The following is a 17025-nucleotide window of genomic DNA, read 5'->3' as shown; positions in this document are numbered from 1 at the left end:
GCCAGCCGTTCAATCGACGACTTTGGCGTCTTCAAGCACGTAAAGCTGCAGCCATTCTCCGTCTTCGTAAATGGGATCGAACCGCATCGTTCCAATCACATCGTACGGACGTCCCTGGATGTAGTTAGTAGTTTCTCCCGGCGCGAGGATCGTTGAAATTCGATCGTAGACTTTCGGCGTGCGGCCAAAGCAGCAGATTTCGTTGTCGCGCACGTGTTGAAAGTAGGTGATACCCGACTGGGTCAGCGTGGGGAACATGAAACCCCGAATGACGACCCGTTTCCCATCGAGGCCGGCCAGCCAGTCCGGGAACATCGTGGGAGCTTCCTCGGGAACGGGCTCCATGTTGAGCACCTTGAGCAGATCGATGTCGTCGAACGTGACCCGGAGTGCGTTTCCGTCTTTCGAGAAGCTTTTTTCCGGGATCAGCAGCTTCGGTTCACGAGGTTCCATCACCACATCGCCGGGAAGCATGCCAGCTTGAGCTGACGAGGTTCCGGCCGGCGTCGGCGAGGACGAAGTCGCAGTTGGCGGAGGCGTTGATGTCGACTGCGGCGGTGTCAAACTGGTTGTTGTCCCCGTCGGCATTGGCGGTGTGGTCCCGGCAGGAGCGGGGATTGCGGAGGTGGTTCCCGTGGGAGACTGCATCGACGTGGACGCGGGAAGCGGTTCGCTGTTCGTCGGCGACCCCGGTGGAATCGGACTTCGCTTCGTGGAGCCAGACGGCCCCGGAATTTCGCTGGTCGACTCGGGCGGCGACGAATCAGCGGCAGCGTCGAATTCCCGGTACTCGGGCTGCGTCTCCGGTCCACAGCCACAGACCATGAACGTGAGCGAAAAGAGTCCCAGCGAGATCGCGGTGTGGCCTAGAATGCTGAGCGGGAACGCTCGCACTTGATCGCTTCGAGAGCGTAGACCGGCTGCAGCCCTTCGGGTGTGGTATCGGTCGTCAGCCGCAGCGTGCCGGCGACAGCGACCCGTCCCTGAGAATAGTTGGCCCCGTCGGGTGTCTTCATTTTGACGAGAATCATGTCGGTCGGCTTCGGTTGTCCTCCGAAGCAGCACTCGCCGGTATCTTTGAGAAGTAGAAATTCGCTCAATCCTTCGGTCTGACGCTGGGGATACATATATCCCTTGAGGAAGACCTGCTGATCCATCAGTCGGGCGACATCGGGATGCAGCGCCATCTGACCTTCGTGCACCGCGAAGCCCTTCGCCGAGATTTCCTGCGAGAAGCTGGTGCGTCGATAGCCTTCGGGGACTTCCGTCGAATAAGCATAAATCTGCGACCCAACCCCGGCAATGCCAAAGCCAAATGACAGAACCAGCGCAATCATAGCAGGCCATTTGCCGCTGTAGGCTCCGTCGCTGCCAACGACGGTCCGGACCGCAAACAGACTCACGATCATTCCCAGCCCGGCGATAATGATCCCGACGATGCCGAGCAGAGACGACGCGGATACCAGGGCCAGAACGATTGCGATCGGCACCACGACAGGCGTCGGGCGATAATCGAATTCGTTACTCGCAAGATCCTGGTACTGAAGTGTATTGTCGCCTGCGATAGAAGACATTGGCGGTGATCCATCCAATAACAGCGTAAAAGCAATCGTCCGGAAAAACAGTTTTCGACCAGACATTGAGCGGGGTAAGCGGCACCAACCTGAAGCCGCCACTCATTTTATGCATCGACAGCGGCGGCATGCAACGACTTTCAGGCCCTCAACAGAATCCTACGTGGAATCCCGGGAGATGTTGGAAAAATTGGCACATCTCCTTCAATTTTCCGCCTTTCCGCCGTCTCGAAGAGCGAGATCTCCGTTCGATTCGATCGGCAGCGTCCGGGGAGACACCTTGGGGAGTTCAGTTTGGCGCAATCGTCTCAGGATTCCGGATTAAAAAAGCCAGCTGAGTACACTTCGCGGGCGATCTCGCAGGTTTCCTCATCAATCCCGGCCCGCTCGTACTCCGCCAGCATCTCGCTGAGGTCGTAGTCGACTCGCTTCAGCTGGAGATGACCGGAGTCGATCACTGCGTAGCTGGCCGAAAGCTGGCCGTCCCGAGATTGCCCCGCACTTCCCGGGTTCACCAGCTGGATCGTCCCCACCTTGAGTAGCAGCGGACGATGCGTATGGCCCACACAAAGCAGATCGGTGTCGAGATCGCCCGTTCTCTTCTGCCAGATCGCAGAGTGATCGGGGAGATACTCGTGCAGAGGATCGCGAGGGGAAGCGTGAATCAGATGAAATCTTTTCCCGTCGAGTCGGCACGAGACCCGCAGAGGTAGCTGAGCCAGCCACGACATTTCTTCGGGCTCAATGACTCCCCAGTGATGATCCCGCATCCGATTCCTTAATCGATGCCAGGGAATCTGCTCCCGCCGGGAGTGAATGAACTGAGCCACGGCATGGTCGTGATTGCCTCGTATGACATGGGTGGCGTGCCGCCGCACCCAGTCAATCACTTCCCGGGGTTGCGGCCCGAACTCGACCAGATCGCCAAGTACGAGGCAGGCGTCGAATTCCGGCTCCTGCCGATGGATAGCCTGAAGCGCGGTCCAGTTCGAGTGGATATCGGAAAGGATGAGAATCCGCATGGATGAGAGACATCTGCTGAGGCTGGACATAAGCGCGAAAGACCTAGAGGATACTCAGGGACCCGGTCAGAGCAATGCCCTGCCCCCGTCGATTCTCTGAAGAAACTATGGAAAGGTCGCTCGATCCATGATGCGCTCCCGCGGACTGACAGCCTCACTCGCCACCCTGCTCTGCTTCGGCTTTCTCGCCGCGATAATTGAAGCGGCGGAACCAGAAAACCGATACAACGTGCTCTTCATCGCCGTCGATGACCTTCGCCCCGAACTCGGCTGCTATGGTGTTGAACAGGCACAGTCGCCGCATCTCGATCAGTTTGCGGACTCCGCAGTGCTGTTCCGTCGGCACTATGTGCAGGTCGCGACCTGCGGAGCCTCGCGGTATGCGTTGCTCACCGGTCGCAGCCCCGCGAAATCGGGCGTCACCCGCTCGAATGCCGCCGCTTACTCGGGTAAGACCGCGTTCTCGCACGACCAGCAGCCGGGCGCCCAGACAATGCCCGAACTGTTCCGCCGGTCCGGTTATCACACCTGTCTCATCGGCAAGATCTCTCATACAGCCGATGGAAAGGTCTACGCCTACAACGGAACCGGCGACGGGCGTGATGAACTTCCGCACGCCTGGGACGACCTGGCCACGCCGCTCGGAGACTGGGAACGCGGCTGGGGCATCTTTTTCGCCTACGCCAACGGCCGACATCGCGAAAGCGGACAAGGCGATAAGGATCTGATGGAATTCGTCGTCGAGAACGACAACGATCTGCCCGATGGCCTGATGGCCGAGACCGCCATTGAGAAGTTGCAGAACTACGCGGAGACCGAACGGCGATTCTTCATGGGCCTCGGCTTCTTCAAGCCGCATCTCCCCTGGGTCGCTCCAGAACAGGACTGGAACGCCTTCGCCGATGCATCGGTTACCGCTCCTCAGACCGACAAAATCGACTCTCCGTTCTGGCATAAGAGTGGCGAGTTTTACAAGTACGATATGCCGTTCGAGAGAACTCACCCGCTCAGTGAAGACGCCGCCGCTCAGGCGTATCGGGCCTATCTCGCCTGCGTTCGCTACACCGACCGCCAGATCGGACGGGTCCTCAGCACGCTCGAGAAAACCGGCCTGGCTGAAAATACGATTGTTGTGGTCTGGGGCGATCATGGATGGCATCTCGGTGAGCAGCAGATCTGGGGAAAGCACTCGCCGTTCGAGGAAGCCAACCGCAGCGTGCTGATGATGCGGGTGCCGAATCAAAGCCGCCAGGGCATTCAAACCGATGCGCTCGCTGAAACGCTGGACCTTTACCCCACTCTGGTGGACTACTGCCAGCCCCGTTTTCGAAAAACTGAATTCCCTCTCGATGGCCTCTCGCTGCGACCGGTGCTCGACAGTTCCGACTCCAACATTCGCGAGACGGCGTTGAGCTACTGGGGCAAAGCAGTCTCTGCCCGTTCCGATCGCTATCGCCTCATCGTCGCCGATCCTTCGAAGAAAGACTCTCGCGTCGAACTGTACGATCTTGAGAACGATCCCCACGGCTTGAACAATATCGCGGACAGTCACCCTGACATCGTCAAACAACTGCGGTTGACTCTGAAGTAGGATGTCTTCGCCTCAATCTCTCATGAACCATAACATCATCGACCTGAAAGCCGTCAGCCGGACGTCCTCCCACGCGCTCCGGCACGAACCCTGGTTGTACGAACTCGAACTGGATGACGAAGGCTGGACGCCGATCGAGGCTCTCCTTTCGGCTCTGAAGAAAGATCGCCCTGAGTGGAATGAGCTGAATGCGGATCACCTGGCGGAGATGATCGCCACCTCCGCCAAACGACGGCATGAAATTGACGGGGATCGCATTCGGGCTCTCTATGGGCACTCGCTGGAAGGGAAGCTGAAAAAGATCCCGGCGACTCCTCCCGAAGTTCTGTTCCACGGCACGAACCCGGCCGTATTGCCCCAGATCGAAACCACCGGCCTGCTGCCGATGGCGAGGCAGTATGTGCATCTTTCAGTCGATGAAGAAACCGCTCGCGAAGTCGGCCGACGGAAGTGCAGGAAGCCAACCATTCTGCGGATTCGTACCCGGGATGCCGAGGCGGCCGGGGTGCACTTCTACGAAGGAAACGGCAAAGTCTGGCTGGCCGATGCCGTGCCGCCGGAGTTTATTGAGGCCAACTGACAGGCAGCCTCAAACAGCGCTGACTCTAGTCAACCTGGTCCACGATCCACGTCACCAGGTCACCGGCGATCTGGGATTTCGGACCTTCCCAATGGGCGACCGTGTGGCCGGTTTCGTCGAGGAGTTCGACCGAATTGTTCTCCGCGGCGATGGCTTCCGGACGGTTGAGGACGATCCAGTTGCAGTTCTTGCGGCGGAGTTTCTGCAGGGCGTTTTCCCGTTCGTTCTGTGCTTCGAGAGCGAAGCCGACAATCCAGCGATGCTCTTTGCACTGGCCGAGAGCGGCGAGCACGTCGTCGGTCTCGATCATCTCCAGAAAGATGCCGTCGCCCGTTTTCGAGATCTTGCCCTTCACCCGAGACTTCGGCTGGTAATCGCAGACCGCGGCTGCGGCGATGACGCCGTCGCAGGCGGGGAACAACTCCCGGCAGGTCTGCATCATCTGCTCAGTCGACTCGACCGCGTGAAACTCGCAGTCCAGTGGCGCGGGCAGCGAGACCGGACCGCTCACGAGCACGGCTTCATGTCCGGCCTGCACAATCGCCGAAACGATTGCATAACCCATTCGCCCGCTGCTCGCGTTGGAGATGTAGCGGACGTCGTCAATGTATTCCCGGGTTGGGCCGGCTGTGACCAGAATCCGCATCAGTCCGTTTCCAGTTTCTCGTCAGAAGATTTTTTGGTGTATTCCACATCGATGATCTCATTCCCCTGGGCATCACGCCGGGGTTGAGGCTGCTGGAACGGATTCGCCGTTTCGTGAAACTGGCCGCCCGGCCCGCTGGTGAAGACGCGAAAGGAACCGGACCGCAGCAGGTACGCCTTCCCGACTGCCCGCATGCGGGCCCGAAACGCCGGCCAGAGCAGGAGAAAGCCGGTGATGTCGGTCAGAACGCCCGGGGTAATCAGCAGTACGCTGGCGATGAGAATCATCAGGCCATCCATCAGCGAATCGGTCGGCGGCTTGCCGGAACTCAATTCGCTGCGAATTCTCTGAATGACTTCAAAGCCCTGCTGCCGAGCCAGAATGGTTCCGATGATGCCGGTGGCAATAATCAGCCCCAGCGTTTCGAGCCAGCCCATCTCGTCGCCGAGTTTGAGCAGGATCGCCAGTTCGACGAAGGGAACGATGGTGAAGAGTAACAGTAATCTCAAAAACACGTGATCGCCTCCTTTGGGCGAATTCTATTCGATCTCAATTCAGGATTTGCCGAGTACAGTTGCGGGAAGCGATTTCCCATCGACGACAACGTGCACCGGCGTGTCTGGATCGGAAAATTCACGGCGGATGATCGACATTCCGCGAAGTTCCCGATGGCCGTCGTCACCGGTGTGAATCTCGACAGCAGAGGTGATGGTTCCCAGCGATTTGTCAGTAGACGGGTCCTGAATGCTCGCACCGACAAGCTGGTCCGGGGTCGCATCCAGGTCGATCACCTGAATGGAACGCAGGATCCGATTCACGTGCCCGAGAGCATCGATCCGGGCAATCGGTTCCTGACCGAGGTAACAGCCCTTCGTAAAACTGATCGCTTGCGGAGTCCGGTCAATCTCCTGGGCGAGATTCTCTTCCGAGAAGTCGGTGCCGTGCAGAGGAAACGTACCGTCAATTCGCAAGGCTTCAAACTCCCGGTGTGTTCCCGCAGCGATTCCCTGGGCATCCCGCCACTCTTCAAAGCTCCCACGAGCCTCGGCCCGGATGCTAATTTGATACGCGGGAACGGACAACCAGTCGACCCGCCGGAGGCGGCCTGTCGTTGAAGCCAGATCAAACTCACAACAGCCGTTGACATCGAGTTTACTGGACGTCGGACAAAGCAGAGACAGCTTCTCGACGATTCCTTCTCCTGCGACCAGAAACAGTGCCCGCGACTGACTCGTCACCTCCAGTTCGACGTCTTCGGTAATGATGTACCGATCGAGGTGCGGGACGAGCGTTTCCGCGGCTCCCGGCACGGTGTCGAGAACGAGCCGATCTTCATCTGCGAAGACAAAAACATGCCCGGCCGCCCGCCCTTTGATCGACGTGATGAAGGCCTCGCAACCCTGTCCCGGCTGCAGCTTCCGGATATCGTTGGAACAGAATCCGTGCAGAAATGTGCTTCGATCGTTGCCACGAAGCGTGATTTCATCGCGATCGCTGAGATCAAAGGCCGACATCTGCTGCTGAAGTTGTTCGATCGTGACAGGCATGGGTTCTTTCAAGAGCTGAGTAATCTGATGGGGCGCTGCTCGACGAACCGGCAATCGTCCCCGCGTTGTTACTGAATCGTTACCGATTCCAGAGGGTTGTCAATTTGCCGCGTCCGACAGTTCCGGCAATCCGCAGTGGAGAACCGTTCCTCCTTCCGCCCCGGCTCCCGGTCCGAGTTCGATGTGCCAGTCGGCTGCGGCCTGAATCAACGGATGATGTTCGACGACGATGATGGTATTGCCCCGTTCCTGCAATGTTCGCAGGGTTGCGATGAACAGCGACACATCGGCCCAGTGCAGTCCGCTGGTCGGTTCGTCCATGATGTAGACGCCATCCTTGAGCTCTTCAGACAGTGCCCGGGCCAGTTTCGTCCGTTGGGCTTCTCCGCCCGAAAGGGTGCTGGTCGGTTGCCCCATCTTCAGATAGTCGATGCCGATATCGCGGTACGGCCGAAGACATCGCTGGATCGACTCGACTTCGGACCAGAAATCGAGAGCATCTGCTACGGTCATGTCCAGAAGATCGTACGCCGAATGTCCGCGGTATTTCACGGCCAGCGTCTGGGCGTTGAAACGTCGCCCGTGACACTCCGGACATTTCACCTGCTCCTGATGGACCAGATGATGCCGAGTCCGTATCTGCCCTGCTCCACCGCAGAACGAGCAGGTTCCTTCCGTCGTGTTGAAACTGAACCGTTTGTCATCGAAGCCTCGAAGCTTCGCCAGGCGGGTGCGGGCCAGCATCCTGCGAATCTGATCCCAGGCCCCCGAGAACGTCGCCGGACAGGATCGCAGATTTCCTCCGGGGGGTGACTGATCGACAATCGCAGCCCGCTGCAGTTTGCCGTCAAATCGCAGTGAACCGAGTCGTTCCTCGTCAGCTTCGGTCTTCTCGTCTCGCAGGGCTTTTTTCAGCAGAACAGCCAGGGAATCGAGGATGAGCGAACTCTTTCCGGAACCGCTCACGCCCGTCACGGCTGTCAGACTGCCCAGCGGAATCTCAATCGAGACATCATCGAGATTATGCAGCTGAACGTGTTTCAGCTGGAGGTGGCCACGATCGGATCCGGAGAAAGGTCCCGAGGTCTGCGGATCAAACTCGCCATTCAGAGCGCGAGACGTCGGAGTCTGCCCAGCAGACAACTCGGAGAGTGACCCACTGAAGACAACCTGTCCTCCCCGTGTTCCGCCGCCGGGACCAAATTCGAGCAAATGGTCGGCTGCGCGAATGGCATCGAGTGAGTGCTCCACGCAGATGACCGTGTTTCCGCTCGCGGTGAGCTGCCGCAATTGGTCCAGTAGACGCTGAGCATCCCGGGCATGCAGGCCGGCAGTTGGTTCGTCGAGTATGAAGCAGCTGCCGTGGAGCTGCGTACCAAGACAACGAGCCAGCCTCACCCGCTGAACTTCACCGCCGGCCAGAGTTTCCGCGCTTCGATCGAGCGTGAGGTAACCGACGCCAAGGTCGATCAGCGACTGCAGACGGAACGCGAGTGGACCCGCGAGTTTGTCGATGATGCTCTGCCCTCGCTGATCAGCGGCTGCCGCCCGCAAGTCCTTGACCCAACCTGCGGCTGCAGAGATACGCAAACCGAGAAGAGTGGGCAACGTGGTTTCCGCAACGCGTACGTTCCGGGACACCGGGCCGAGCCGCGTCCCGTTACAGGCGGAGCAAGAAGCCGCATCACCGTGTTCGACCTCATCTTCGTCCCCCTCGGCCGGGCCAGATTCTCGCCCGGTTCCCTCGCAAACCGGGCAGGCTCCGTGAGCCGAATGCCAGCTGAACGAACGGGGCTCCAGCGGTGCAAACGCCTGCCCGCAGGAGGGGCAGTTGAGATCACGGTGAAAGACGTGATCCACGAATTCCTCATCAGCATGGACCAAGGCAATGCAGCCGCCATCGCCGAGCTTCAGAGCCTGCTCCACGGAATCGGCCAGCCGCTGACGGATCTCAGGCTTGAGAATCAGTCTGTCGACCACGACATCGATATCGTGCGGCTTCGTTTTCGCCAGCGGAGGCTCTTCGGCAAACTCGACGATCTGACCGTCCACCCGGGCTCGGACGAACCCCTCGCGACTGATTCGCTGGAACAATTCCTCGTGGGTCCCCTTCTTTCCCCGGACAACCGGCGCGAGCAGCTGGACTTTGGAACGTTCAGGAAGTTCCAGAATACGACTGATAATCTGATCACGCGTCTGGGATCGAACCGGGACCAGGCATTCAGGACAGAAGACAGTTCCGACCTGACTGTAAAGCAGGCGGAGATAGTCGAGCAGTTCGGTCATCGTGGCGACTGTGCTGCGGGACGAGACATGTGGCCGCTGCTGGGGAACCGAAATAACGGGCGAGAGCCCTGTGATCTCATCGACTTCGCCGCGGGGGAGTGACGTCAGCAAACCGGCCGAATGCCCGGAGAGCGTGCCGAGAAATCTCCGCTGCCCTTCCGCGAACAGAGTCTGGAAAACCAGAGAACTCTTGCCGGATCCGCTGACGCCGGTCACGACCGTCAGCCGGCCATGCGGAATCTCGACGTCGACGCCCTGCAGATTGTGCGTGCGGGCGTTTCGAATCCATATCGAGTGCGACGTGCTGGTGATGATCACTCCTTTTCTGGTGGGACTCCCAGACTGATCTTAGCAGCCGATTTCGGCCTCGTTAATCGTTCCTGAAGCGATTTCGATTCACCGCGAGGGAATCGTTCCGGCCTCGTTTTTAGATGAACAATCTGCTATCCTTCGGCGAGATTGGCAGGCTTTCTGACCGGCGATCGACACTCTCGTCGGCTGGATCTGGCTTGCACGTCCGTCACGATCGAACTATTGATTCACCACAAAATATCAGCAGGGTCAGGCAGCCGCCCGGAATCCCATTTCTCCCGCAACGGTCTGCGGCATCTTCTCGGGATCGGCACACCTTCGCTTTCAGATCCAATCACGCATTTGTTGACAACCAGGAAATCCGAAGTATGTCTCTCGATCCCTATTCACTCTGTCCGTGCGAGAGCGGTAAGAAACTGAAGTTCTGCTGTGCCGACATCGCCAGCGATATGATGAAAGCGCTGCAGCTTCACGAGAGTGGACAGTCTCGTGCCGCTCTGAAGATTCTTGAGAAGCTGCACGCGGCTCAGCCCGCCCGGGCCTGGGTGGCCACATCGCTGGCCGGCGTCCATCTGTTTCTCGAAAATCCGGATGCTGCCCGTCACGTCCTGCGCGAACTGCTGCAGGAATCTCCTGATCACCCGCTGGCCCGTATTCTCGATGCGACGGCTGCCCTCGATGTCGACGGCTATGAAGACGCCCGACCGACCATTCATCGTGCATTCACCAAGGGTGTGAAATATCATCCCGAGATGATCGGCAGTCTGGCCGCCGGCATCTCTTCGGCTCTCTATGAAGACGACAAGTTCGTCGCTGCCCGGCAGCACCTGGCGTTCGCCATGCGGTTCGTGCGGGACGAAGACCGACAACAGGTCTTCATGCGGCTGCTCGATTTTGATGGGGAGCAGAGCGTTCCTTATCCGCTACGTGGCGTCCACAATCTGCGTCCGCTCAACCTCAGCGCAGAGGAGGACAAGCTCTTCCGGAAATCGATCGGCTTGAATGCCCTGGGCTGCTGGCACGAATCGGCTGCGGTCGCCCGCCAACTGCTCGAATCTCACCCTGATAACGCCGAGCTCTGGTACGACATCGGCCTGCTGCATGCCTGGGACGGTGAACAGGCCGTGGCTGCGGAAGCTCTTCACAAAGCGGCTGACCTGGCCAGGGACAAGGAATTCGCGATCTCCTGCGAAACACTGGCCCAGCTGTTCGATCTGGAAGCATCGCAGACCGAAGAGATTCTCCGGCATTTCGAAGTCGAATCATTGTCCAAGCTGTTGTCCAGCCTCGATGAGATCCCTCGACTGGTCCGAGACAACCGCGGCGACGACCCGGATACGGAAGCCGTCACCTACAGCGTCCTCGATCGGGAACCTTCTGCAATCGCGGCGAACGAAACGCCAAGCCTCGACAGCATGCCAGTCGTGATTGGTTTCCTCGTTTGCACCGACCGCGACGAACTCGGCCAGGAACAGCCGCTCTGTCATCTGGCTGTCGAAAGCGAATCGGCTGATGAAGTCCTCTCACTGCTCGATAACGTTCTCGGCAAACCGATCGAGAAGTATCGCGGCGAACAGTTCGACAGCGTCACCTACTCGCAGTGGGCCGATTACCGCGGACTGTATCGACAGTACTATTTCCCGCCGGAAACGCCCGCCCGAACGCGTGCCCAGATTGGCAAGCAGAACTGGGAATCGATTCTTGAAGAGAAGTGGCCCAGCCGTCCGCTCCAGGCTCTGGAAGGCAAGACGCCTGCTCAAGTCAACGGGGATTCGAATTTCACGGTTCGCCTCGCGGCCGCTGTGAATGTGCTCGACGCGTTCGCCGACCGATACAACTATCAGATCGATCTGCCGAAGATGCGGCAGAAGTTCGGACTCCCGGAGATCGAGTCGTACGCCATCCGTGACGATCAGGAGTTGAGCTCGTGCGAAGTTCTGCAGATGCTCCGCATTCCTGTCGAAACGCTGACGGACAGTCAGGCGGTTATGCTGCTAAATCGTTCCCAGCTGATTCAGCACGCTGGCTTCATGGAGAAGGTCCTCGCTGACGTCCTGCAGCGGGAGAACGTCGTCGACCTGCAACGGATGCCGCAAATCTGGCACGCGTATATCGACCTGGCTCGCGACAAATACGACCGCGATGAAGCTCTGGCCCGCATCGAACAGGCCAAACAATGGTCGCAGCGTTCCGGGCAGAAGTTCGAAGACTCGCTGCAATGGGAAATGCGTCAGCTGCAGTTCCTGGTGATCGATCCGAAGGACGAAAGCCTGCAGCCGTTCCTGAAAGACATGCATCAGAAGTATCTTCGCAAGCTGCCGGAACTCGAAGAAGCCATTATCGCTTACCTGAACGAGCATGACATTGAGCCACCGTGGAATACCACGGGAGGAATTGTGGTGGCGGGTTCGGTTTCGCAGTCAATTTCCAAAGATCCCTGGTCACCAGAGAGTGCCCAGCCGACCGGTGGTGGAAAACTCTGGCTGCCGGGACAGGATTAGGTCTCATGAGATTTACCACCCCGGCCGAGGTGATGAAGTATGCCTTGGCACTGGCTGAACGGGGACGGGGATCCGTCGAACCGAATCCCATGGTCGGGGCCGTGATCGTCGATCGCGAGCTGCGGCGTGTTTCAGAGGGGTATCACGCTCGTTTCGGAGGACCGCACGCCGAAGCGATGGCGATCTCCGCCACCAATGAGATTCCACCAGGCTCCACGATCTATGTGACGTTGGAGCCGTGTGCTCATCACGGGAAAACGCCTCCTTGCGCGGAAGCGATTGTCCAGGCGGGAATCCGGAATGTGATGATCGGTTCACGCGATCCGGCCCGTCACGGAACGATCTCGGGCGTGAACGTCCTGCGTTCCGCCGGAATCAGCGTTGAGACCGGGCTGCTGGCCGACGAGTGCAAGCTGCTGATTCGCCCGTTCCGCAAACTGAAAAGGACCGGTCTGCCATACATCCATGCCAAATGGGCGATGACTCTCGACGGTCGCATCGCGACACGGACGGGTTCGTCCCAATGGATTTCCAACGAGCAGTCGCGGGAGTACGTCCATCAGCTGCGCGGCATTGTCGACGCCGTTGTCATCGGCAAGGGTACCGCAGAAGCCGATAACCCTCGACTCACCGCCCGTCCGGCTGGACCGCGAAACGCGATGCGGATTATCTTCGACACTCGCGCGACTCTCCGCCCCGACAGCAAACTGTTTCAAGCAGCCGAAGAACACCCGGTGTTGATTGTCTGCGGAGAGAACGCTTCCGTTGATAACACCGCTCGGCTGGAAAAGGCCGGAGCAGAGATTTTTCGGTGTCCGCTCGATGATGAAGGGCGGCCCGACGTAGTGCCGGTGCTCGAACATCTCGGAGAGCGCGAGTTGACCAATCTCCTTGTCGAAGGAGGAGCCGGCCTGCTCGGCTCGATGCTCGATCGGAATGCCATCGACGAAGTACACGTCTTCATCGCTCCCAAACTGGTGGGCGGCCGCAACGCCCTGCCTTCGATCGGCGGATCCGGGATCGCTGAAATGCCTGATGCGATTCAACTCGAACAACTCCGCACGGATCGCTTCGGTGATGATCTGTTTGTCGGCGGACTGATTGGCAACAAGAGCTACGATGAGTAAGAGTATGACCATCTGGATCAATCGTCTCTGCATCTTCTGGCTTACCGCCATCGTCGGAATCTACGCCGCCTACTGGACGGACTGGATTCCCTACTGGGAAGCGGGCGCGTATGCGGGCACTGTGTTGATCGCCAGCGGACTCGCCTTTCTCGCTCAGGGGTTGGACAAACTGCAGGCACGCGGGTTCCGCCGCCGGATCCCGGAAATCTGGCTGCATCTGCTCGAACTCATCGGCGGCTGGCCCGGCGCGAACTTCGGGCAACAGCTGTTTCGCCACAAGACGTTCAAGCCGGCCTATCGACGAATGTTTGTGGGAGCCATCATCATTCACATTACGCTGTTGTGTCTCTGCCTGTTCTACTTTGGAACGACGACCCCCGAGACCGCTCCCTAGTCCCGACCGAAGCGTCTTTCCGCGATACATTCAAGGACTTACCTGATGCGCACTGCCGCCCTTCGTCCTCTTGTTTTCCTGCTGTTGGTCATTCCGCCGCTGACTCTCTTCGCAGAGGACCAGAAAACGGACCGACCGAACATTCTGTTCTGTATCGCCGATGATGCCTCCTATCCTCACATGGGAGCTTACGGAACCGACTGGGTCGAAACGCCCGGGTTTGATCGAGTCGCCCGAGAAGGGCTGCTGTTTAATCGTTGCTACACGCCGAACGCGAAATGTGCTCCTTCGCGGGCCTGCATTCTGACGGGCCGGAACTCGTGGCAGCTCGAAGAGGCCTGCAATCACTGGTGCTTCTTTCCGCCGAAGTTCGGCACCTATGCGGAGGCCCTGGAGCGGCACGGCTATCACGTCGGCAAAACTGGAAAAGGTTGGGCTCCCGGAATCGCCAAAGATGAGAAGGGCCGCTCCCGGAACATGACCGGCATAGGCTACGATCGACTGAAGAAGCAGCCGCCCGCCCAACAGATTTCGAACAACGACTACGCCGGGAACTTCGCCGCGTTCCTGAACGACCGGCCCGATAAAACTCCGTTCTGCTTCTGGTACGGTTCCACCGAACCTCATCGCGGCTACGAATATGGCGCGGGCATCAAGTACGGCGGAAAGTCGCTGGACCAGATTGACGAGGTCCCCGACTTCTGGCCCGACAGCACCGTCACCCGGACGGATATGCTCGACTACGCCTTTGAAATTGAGCACTTCGATCGCCATCTGGCAGCGATGCTGGACGAGTTGGACCGACAGGGTCTGCTGGAAAACACAATCGTCGTTGTTACGGCTGATAACGGAATGCCCTTCCCCAGAATCAAGGGGCAGGGATATGAACTCTCCAATCATCTGCCACTGGCGATCATGTGGCCGGCTGGAATCCGGAACCCGGGACGGACGATCGAAGATTTCGTGAGCTTCATTGATTTTGCCCCAACGTTTCTGGAGGTCGCTGGAGTAGACCGCGAAGAAACGGACATGCAGCCTGTGACCGGCGAATCGCTGGTGCCAGTTTTCGAATCGAAGAAGTCGGGCCAGGTCATCCCGGCTCGCGATTCAGTGCTCATTGGCAAGGAGCGGCACGACATCGGCCGCCCCGAAGATCAGGGCTATCCGATTCGAGGTATTGTCAAAGGCGACTTCCTGTATCTCAAGAACTTCAAGCCGGATCGCTGGCCGGCCGGAAACCCGGAAACCGGTTATCTCAACACCGACGGAAGCCCGACCAAGACGGAGATTCTCAGTCTCCGCACCCAGCCCGACCTCAAGCACTATTGGGAACTCTCCTTCGGGAAACGCCCCGCCGAGGAGCTGTTCAACATCAAAACGGATCCCGCCTGCATGGTCAATCTGGCCAACAACGCAGACTATGAAGAGCAGAAATCGGAGCTGCAAAAAGAGATGATCGCTCAACTCAAGAAGCAGGGCGATCCTCGCGTCAATGGAAACGGCGACGTGTTCGACGACTATCCCTACGCCAATCCGGGCGAGCAGAATTTCTATGAACGCTACATGGGCGGCGAGAAACTGAAAGCCGGCTGGGTCAACCCGAGTGACTTCGAAGCGGAACCGCTGGATTGACGAATCAGACAAGGCTGACCAGCCGGACTTCGGCTGCCCACTCTGACTGATGATCGGCTCACGGAGACCAGAACAGGTCGGGGTCTTCCGTTTCGAGTTTCTGGAGCCGATCCTGAGCTTGATCGACGGCCGGAAGATCGGAATAGAACATCGCCGCAGCGTCGATACCCTGCTCTTCCCGTTGTCGCATCCGTGTCTGCAGTCCCGGATCCTTCGCCAGTCGCGGCAACCAGAGCAGCCAGATCGCCGTCAACAAAGCGAACACAGCGGCCAGGAAGAAGCCACCGCGGTTCGCTTTCTGCTGCGGCGGATTATTGCTGGAGCAATTGCTGGGCGGCATCGGTGAAGACGACCTCGAACATGAGCCAGGACATGAATAATGTCAGCAGCAGGTTAAACGACTGGCCCACCACGTAGAGCACGAGGGGCTTGCTGCCGGTCAGGAACTTGGCCAGATCCCGGAAGTTCGACTCGAGCCCGATGCTCACGAACGCCAGACAGAAGAACCAGCCTCGCAGGACTTTCGTGCAATCGCCCTTCATCGCATCCACGACAGCCTGCTGACTCTCACCCATTCCGTAGATCCAGGAAAAAATCAGCGAAGCCGCCATGAACCCCAGGACGAACTTGGGGAAACGATGCCAGATCTCGGAGACCTGCGGCCTGGTCGACGTGGTATCCTTCTCCACACAGCTGACCCAGTAAACGGCGACGCCGAAGGCGGTCACGCCGATGAGAATGTTCTGGATCATCTTGATCGTCACGGCGACATCACGGGCCGCATCGCCGAGCATCGTTCCGGCAACTGCAACCGCACCGGTGGAATCGATCGTTCCACCAATCCAGGCTCCGCCGACAATCGGACTCAGGCCGAGGGCCTTAATCAGAGCCGGCAGCACGATCATCATGATCACCGTAAACGAGAGCGAGAGACCGATGGCGAAAGAGAGTTCTTCCTTCTTCGCTCGACAGGCCGCCGCCGTCGCAATTGCCGCCGAGACTCCGCAAACGGACATATCCGCTGAGATCACCATGTTCAGGGACTTCGATTCGAGCTTAAGCACCTTCTGACCGAAGATGTACGTCGAAATGAGCACAATCGGAGTGACTACCCAGGCGATGCAGATCCCGGGAACCCCGAGAGCGATCAGCTTGCTCACAAGCACTTCCGCTCCAAGCAGAACCAGCCCGGTTTTGATAAAGAACTCCGTCATCAGGGCTGGCTTCACAAAGCCAGGCGTTCCGACGGTATTGCTGATCAGAAGACCGATTCCAAGCGCCCACAGGGCGTACTCAAGATTGTATTGCTGCACGACCAGCTGGCCGGTTGCCACATACGCGATGATCGCCAGCAGAAAGACAAACCAGTAGCCCCCCGCGAACCGCGCGAATGATCGCCCCATCACCCGGGCTCCAAGCCCGAACAGGCAGAGAGTGAGCACGAAGATCGTGACAATCCCCTGCACGGAGTTCTTGCCGGCAGAGAGCGAAATTGATTCCAGCGGATTGTTTGTCCAACTGCCCGGCTTGCTGAACCAGCCTTTAAGCGGGCTGACCAGTCCAGCTTCGCCACTGACCAGTCCGAGTCCGGACTGCGTTATCAGCCACGCCGCTCCAAGGATGATGACGCCAAGATAGATCGCCCACCAGTCTTCCGATTTTCGGAACTGCTCGGTCCAGGGGCGTTCTGTGGATGTGACGATAGAATTTTCGCTGTCAGAAGCCGGCGAACGTTGCGAATCGTTCATCTTGGATGGTGTCTCATCTCTGCTGGAGGAAGGAATGGCGGGATTAAGAGCGGATCGCGGATGAG

Annotated in this window: 15 protein-coding genes; 6 read left to right on the top strand and 9 right to left on the bottom strand. The window is 58.6% G+C overall.

What is annotated here, in order from left to right; translation table 11 throughout:
* Positions 1-9: 9 nt before the first annotated feature.
* From L1A08_RS09345 to L1A08_RS09335, 3 genes are all read right to left on the bottom strand, one after another.
* Positions 10-894: a hypothetical protein gene (locus L1A08_RS09345; protein ID WP_238756072.1), complete on the bottom strand. Its 885-nt coding sequence runs from the start codon at positions 892-894 to the stop codon at positions 10-12.
* Entirely contained in the window at positions 867-1574 is a 708-nt protein-coding gene (locus L1A08_RS09340) for a DUF3299 domain-containing protein (RefSeq protein WP_238756071.1), read from the bottom strand. The genes L1A08_RS09345 and L1A08_RS09340 overlap by 28 nt, the downstream gene beginning before the upstream one ends.
* A gap of 308 nt (positions 1575-1882) precedes the next feature.
* Positions 1883-2596: a metallophosphoesterase family protein gene (locus L1A08_RS09335; protein WP_238756070.1), complete on the bottom strand. Its 714-nt coding sequence runs from the start codon at positions 2594-2596 to the stop codon at positions 1883-1885.
* A gap of 127 nt (positions 2597-2723) precedes the next feature.
* Between L1A08_RS09335 and L1A08_RS09330 the strand changes: the two genes are divergently transcribed.
* The gene (locus tag L1A08_RS09330) at positions 2724-4187 is read left to right on the top strand and encodes a sulfatase (RefSeq protein ID WP_238756069.1); all 1464 of its coding nucleotides are present in this window, start codon (positions 2724-2726) and stop codon (positions 4185-4187) included.
* 22 nt (positions 4188-4209) lie between these two features.
* Positions 4210-4767, top strand: a complete 558-nt coding sequence (locus L1A08_RS09325) for an RNA 2'-phosphotransferase (RefSeq protein WP_238756068.1) — start codon at positions 4210-4212, stop codon at positions 4765-4767.
* A 25-nt stretch (positions 4768-4792) separates the two neighbouring features.
* Here L1A08_RS09325 and L1A08_RS09320 read toward each other — a convergent pair whose 3' ends face one another.
* The 4 genes from L1A08_RS09320 to L1A08_RS09305 form a co-directional block, all read right to left on the bottom strand.
* Positions 4793-5413, bottom strand: a complete 621-nt coding sequence (locus tag L1A08_RS09320) for a phosphopantothenoylcysteine decarboxylase (RefSeq protein ID WP_238756067.1) — start codon at positions 5411-5413, stop codon at positions 4793-4795.
* The gene (locus L1A08_RS09315) at positions 5413-5928 is read right to left on the bottom strand and encodes an FxsA family protein (RefSeq protein ID WP_238756066.1); all 516 of its coding nucleotides are present in this window, start codon (positions 5926-5928) and stop codon (positions 5413-5415) included. Before L1A08_RS09315 ends, L1A08_RS09320 begins: the two co-directional genes overlap by 1 nt.
* A 39-nt stretch (positions 5929-5967) precedes the next feature.
* Positions 5968-6960 carry a CAF17-like 4Fe-4S cluster assembly/insertion protein YgfZ gene (gene ygfZ / locus L1A08_RS09310; protein ID WP_238756065.1) on the bottom strand — a complete coding sequence of 331 codons (993 nt, stop codon included), beginning with the start codon at positions 6958-6960 and terminating at the stop codon, positions 5968-5970.
* A gap of 99 nt (positions 6961-7059) precedes the next feature.
* Entirely contained in the window at positions 7060-9564 is a 2505-nt protein-coding gene (locus tag L1A08_RS09305; protein WP_238756064.1) for an ATP-binding cassette domain-containing protein, read from the bottom strand.
* A gap of 362 nt (positions 9565-9926) precedes the next feature.
* On the opposite strand from L1A08_RS09305, the gene L1A08_RS09300 reads away from it, so the two are divergent.
* Genes L1A08_RS09300 through L1A08_RS09285 form a run of 4 tightly spaced genes read left to right on the top strand, consistent with a single transcriptional unit; the run spans position 9927 to position 15212 of the window.
* A complete protein-coding gene (locus L1A08_RS09300; protein WP_238756063.1) occupies positions 9927-12059 on the top strand; it encodes a tetratricopeptide repeat protein in 2133 nt (710 codons plus the stop codon).
* A gap of 5 nt (positions 12060-12064) precedes the next feature.
* Positions 12065-13186: a bifunctional diaminohydroxyphosphoribosylaminopyrimidine deaminase/5-amino-6-(5-phosphoribosylamino)uracil reductase RibD gene (ribD, locus tag L1A08_RS09295; RefSeq protein WP_238756062.1), complete on the top strand. Its 1122-nt coding sequence runs from the start codon at positions 12065-12067 to the stop codon at positions 13184-13186.
* Positions 13179-13580 carry a DUF1294 domain-containing protein gene (locus tag L1A08_RS09290; RefSeq protein WP_238756061.1) on the top strand — a complete coding sequence of 134 codons (402 nt, stop codon included), beginning with the start codon at positions 13179-13181 and terminating at the stop codon, positions 13578-13580. Before ribD ends, L1A08_RS09290 begins: the two co-directional genes overlap by 8 nt.
* A gap of 45 nt (positions 13581-13625) precedes the next feature.
* Entirely contained in the window at positions 13626-15212 is a 1587-nt protein-coding gene (locus L1A08_RS09285; RefSeq protein WP_238756060.1) for a sulfatase family protein, read from the top strand.
* A 58-nt stretch (positions 15213-15270) separates the two neighbouring features.
* Here the strand turns inward: L1A08_RS09285 and L1A08_RS09280 are convergent, their stop codons facing one another.
* Positions 15271-15552 (bottom strand): hypothetical protein, encoded by a 282-nt coding sequence (locus tag L1A08_RS09280; RefSeq protein WP_238756059.1) that lies wholly within the window; start codon positions 15550-15552, stop codon positions 15271-15273.
* Positions 15524-16960 carry a YeiH family protein gene (locus L1A08_RS09275; RefSeq protein ID WP_238756058.1) on the bottom strand — a complete coding sequence of 479 codons (1437 nt, stop codon included), beginning with the start codon at positions 16958-16960 and terminating at the stop codon, positions 15524-15526. Before L1A08_RS09275 ends, L1A08_RS09280 begins: the two co-directional genes overlap by 29 nt.
* Positions 16961-17025: the final 65 nt, after the last annotated feature.

Origin of the sequence: Rubinisphaera margarita, from assembly GCF_022267515.1 — a bacterium.
GTDB lineage: Bacteria > Planctomycetota > Planctomycetia > Planctomycetales > Planctomycetaceae > Rubinisphaera > Rubinisphaera margarita.
The sequence above is the reverse complement of the archived record's forward strand: the minus strand, read 5'-3'. Positions and strand labels throughout refer to the sequence as shown.

Excerpts from the sequence above, each read along its gene's own strand:
- L1A08_RS09340 (WP_238756071.1), bottom strand. The coding sequence starts at position 1,574 with ATGTCTTCTATCGCAGGCGACAATACACTTCAGTACCAGGATCTTGCG.
- L1A08_RS09335 (WP_238756070.1), bottom strand. The coding sequence starts at position 2,596 with ATGCGGATTCTCATCCTTTCCGATATCCACTCGAACTGGACCGCGCTT.
- L1A08_RS09330 (WP_238756069.1), top strand. The coding sequence starts at position 2,724 with ATGATGCGCTCCCGCGGACTGACAGCCTCACTCGCCACCCTGCTCTGC.
- L1A08_RS09325 (WP_238756068.1), top strand. The coding sequence starts at position 4,210 with ATGAACCATAACATCATCGACCTGAAAGCCGTCAGCCGGACGTCCTCC.
- L1A08_RS09320 (WP_238756067.1), bottom strand. The coding sequence starts at position 5,413 with ATGCGGATTCTGGTCACAGCCGGCCCAACCCGGGAATACATTGACGAC.
- ygfZ (WP_238756065.1), bottom strand. The coding sequence starts at position 6,960 with ATGCCTGTCACGATCGAACAACTTCAGCAGCAGATGTCGGCCTTTGAT.
- L1A08_RS09300 (WP_238756063.1), top strand. The coding sequence starts at position 9,927 with ATGTCTCTCGATCCCTATTCACTCTGTCCGTGCGAGAGCGGTAAGAAA.
- ribD (WP_238756062.1), top strand. The coding sequence starts at position 12,065 with ATGAGATTTACCACCCCGGCCGAGGTGATGAAGTATGCCTTGGCACTG.
- L1A08_RS09290 (WP_238756061.1), top strand. The coding sequence starts at position 13,179 with ATGAGTAAGAGTATGACCATCTGGATCAATCGTCTCTGCATCTTCTGG.
- L1A08_RS09285 (WP_238756060.1), top strand. The coding sequence starts at position 13,626 with ATGCGCACTGCCGCCCTTCGTCCTCTTGTTTTCCTGCTGTTGGTCATT.
- L1A08_RS09280 (WP_238756059.1), bottom strand. The coding sequence starts at position 15,552 with ATGCCGCCCAGCAATTGCTCCAGCAATAATCCGCCGCAGCAGAAAGCG.
- L1A08_RS09275 (WP_238756058.1), bottom strand. The coding sequence starts at position 16,960 with ATGAACGATTCGCAACGTTCGCCGGCTTCTGACAGCGAAAATTCTATC.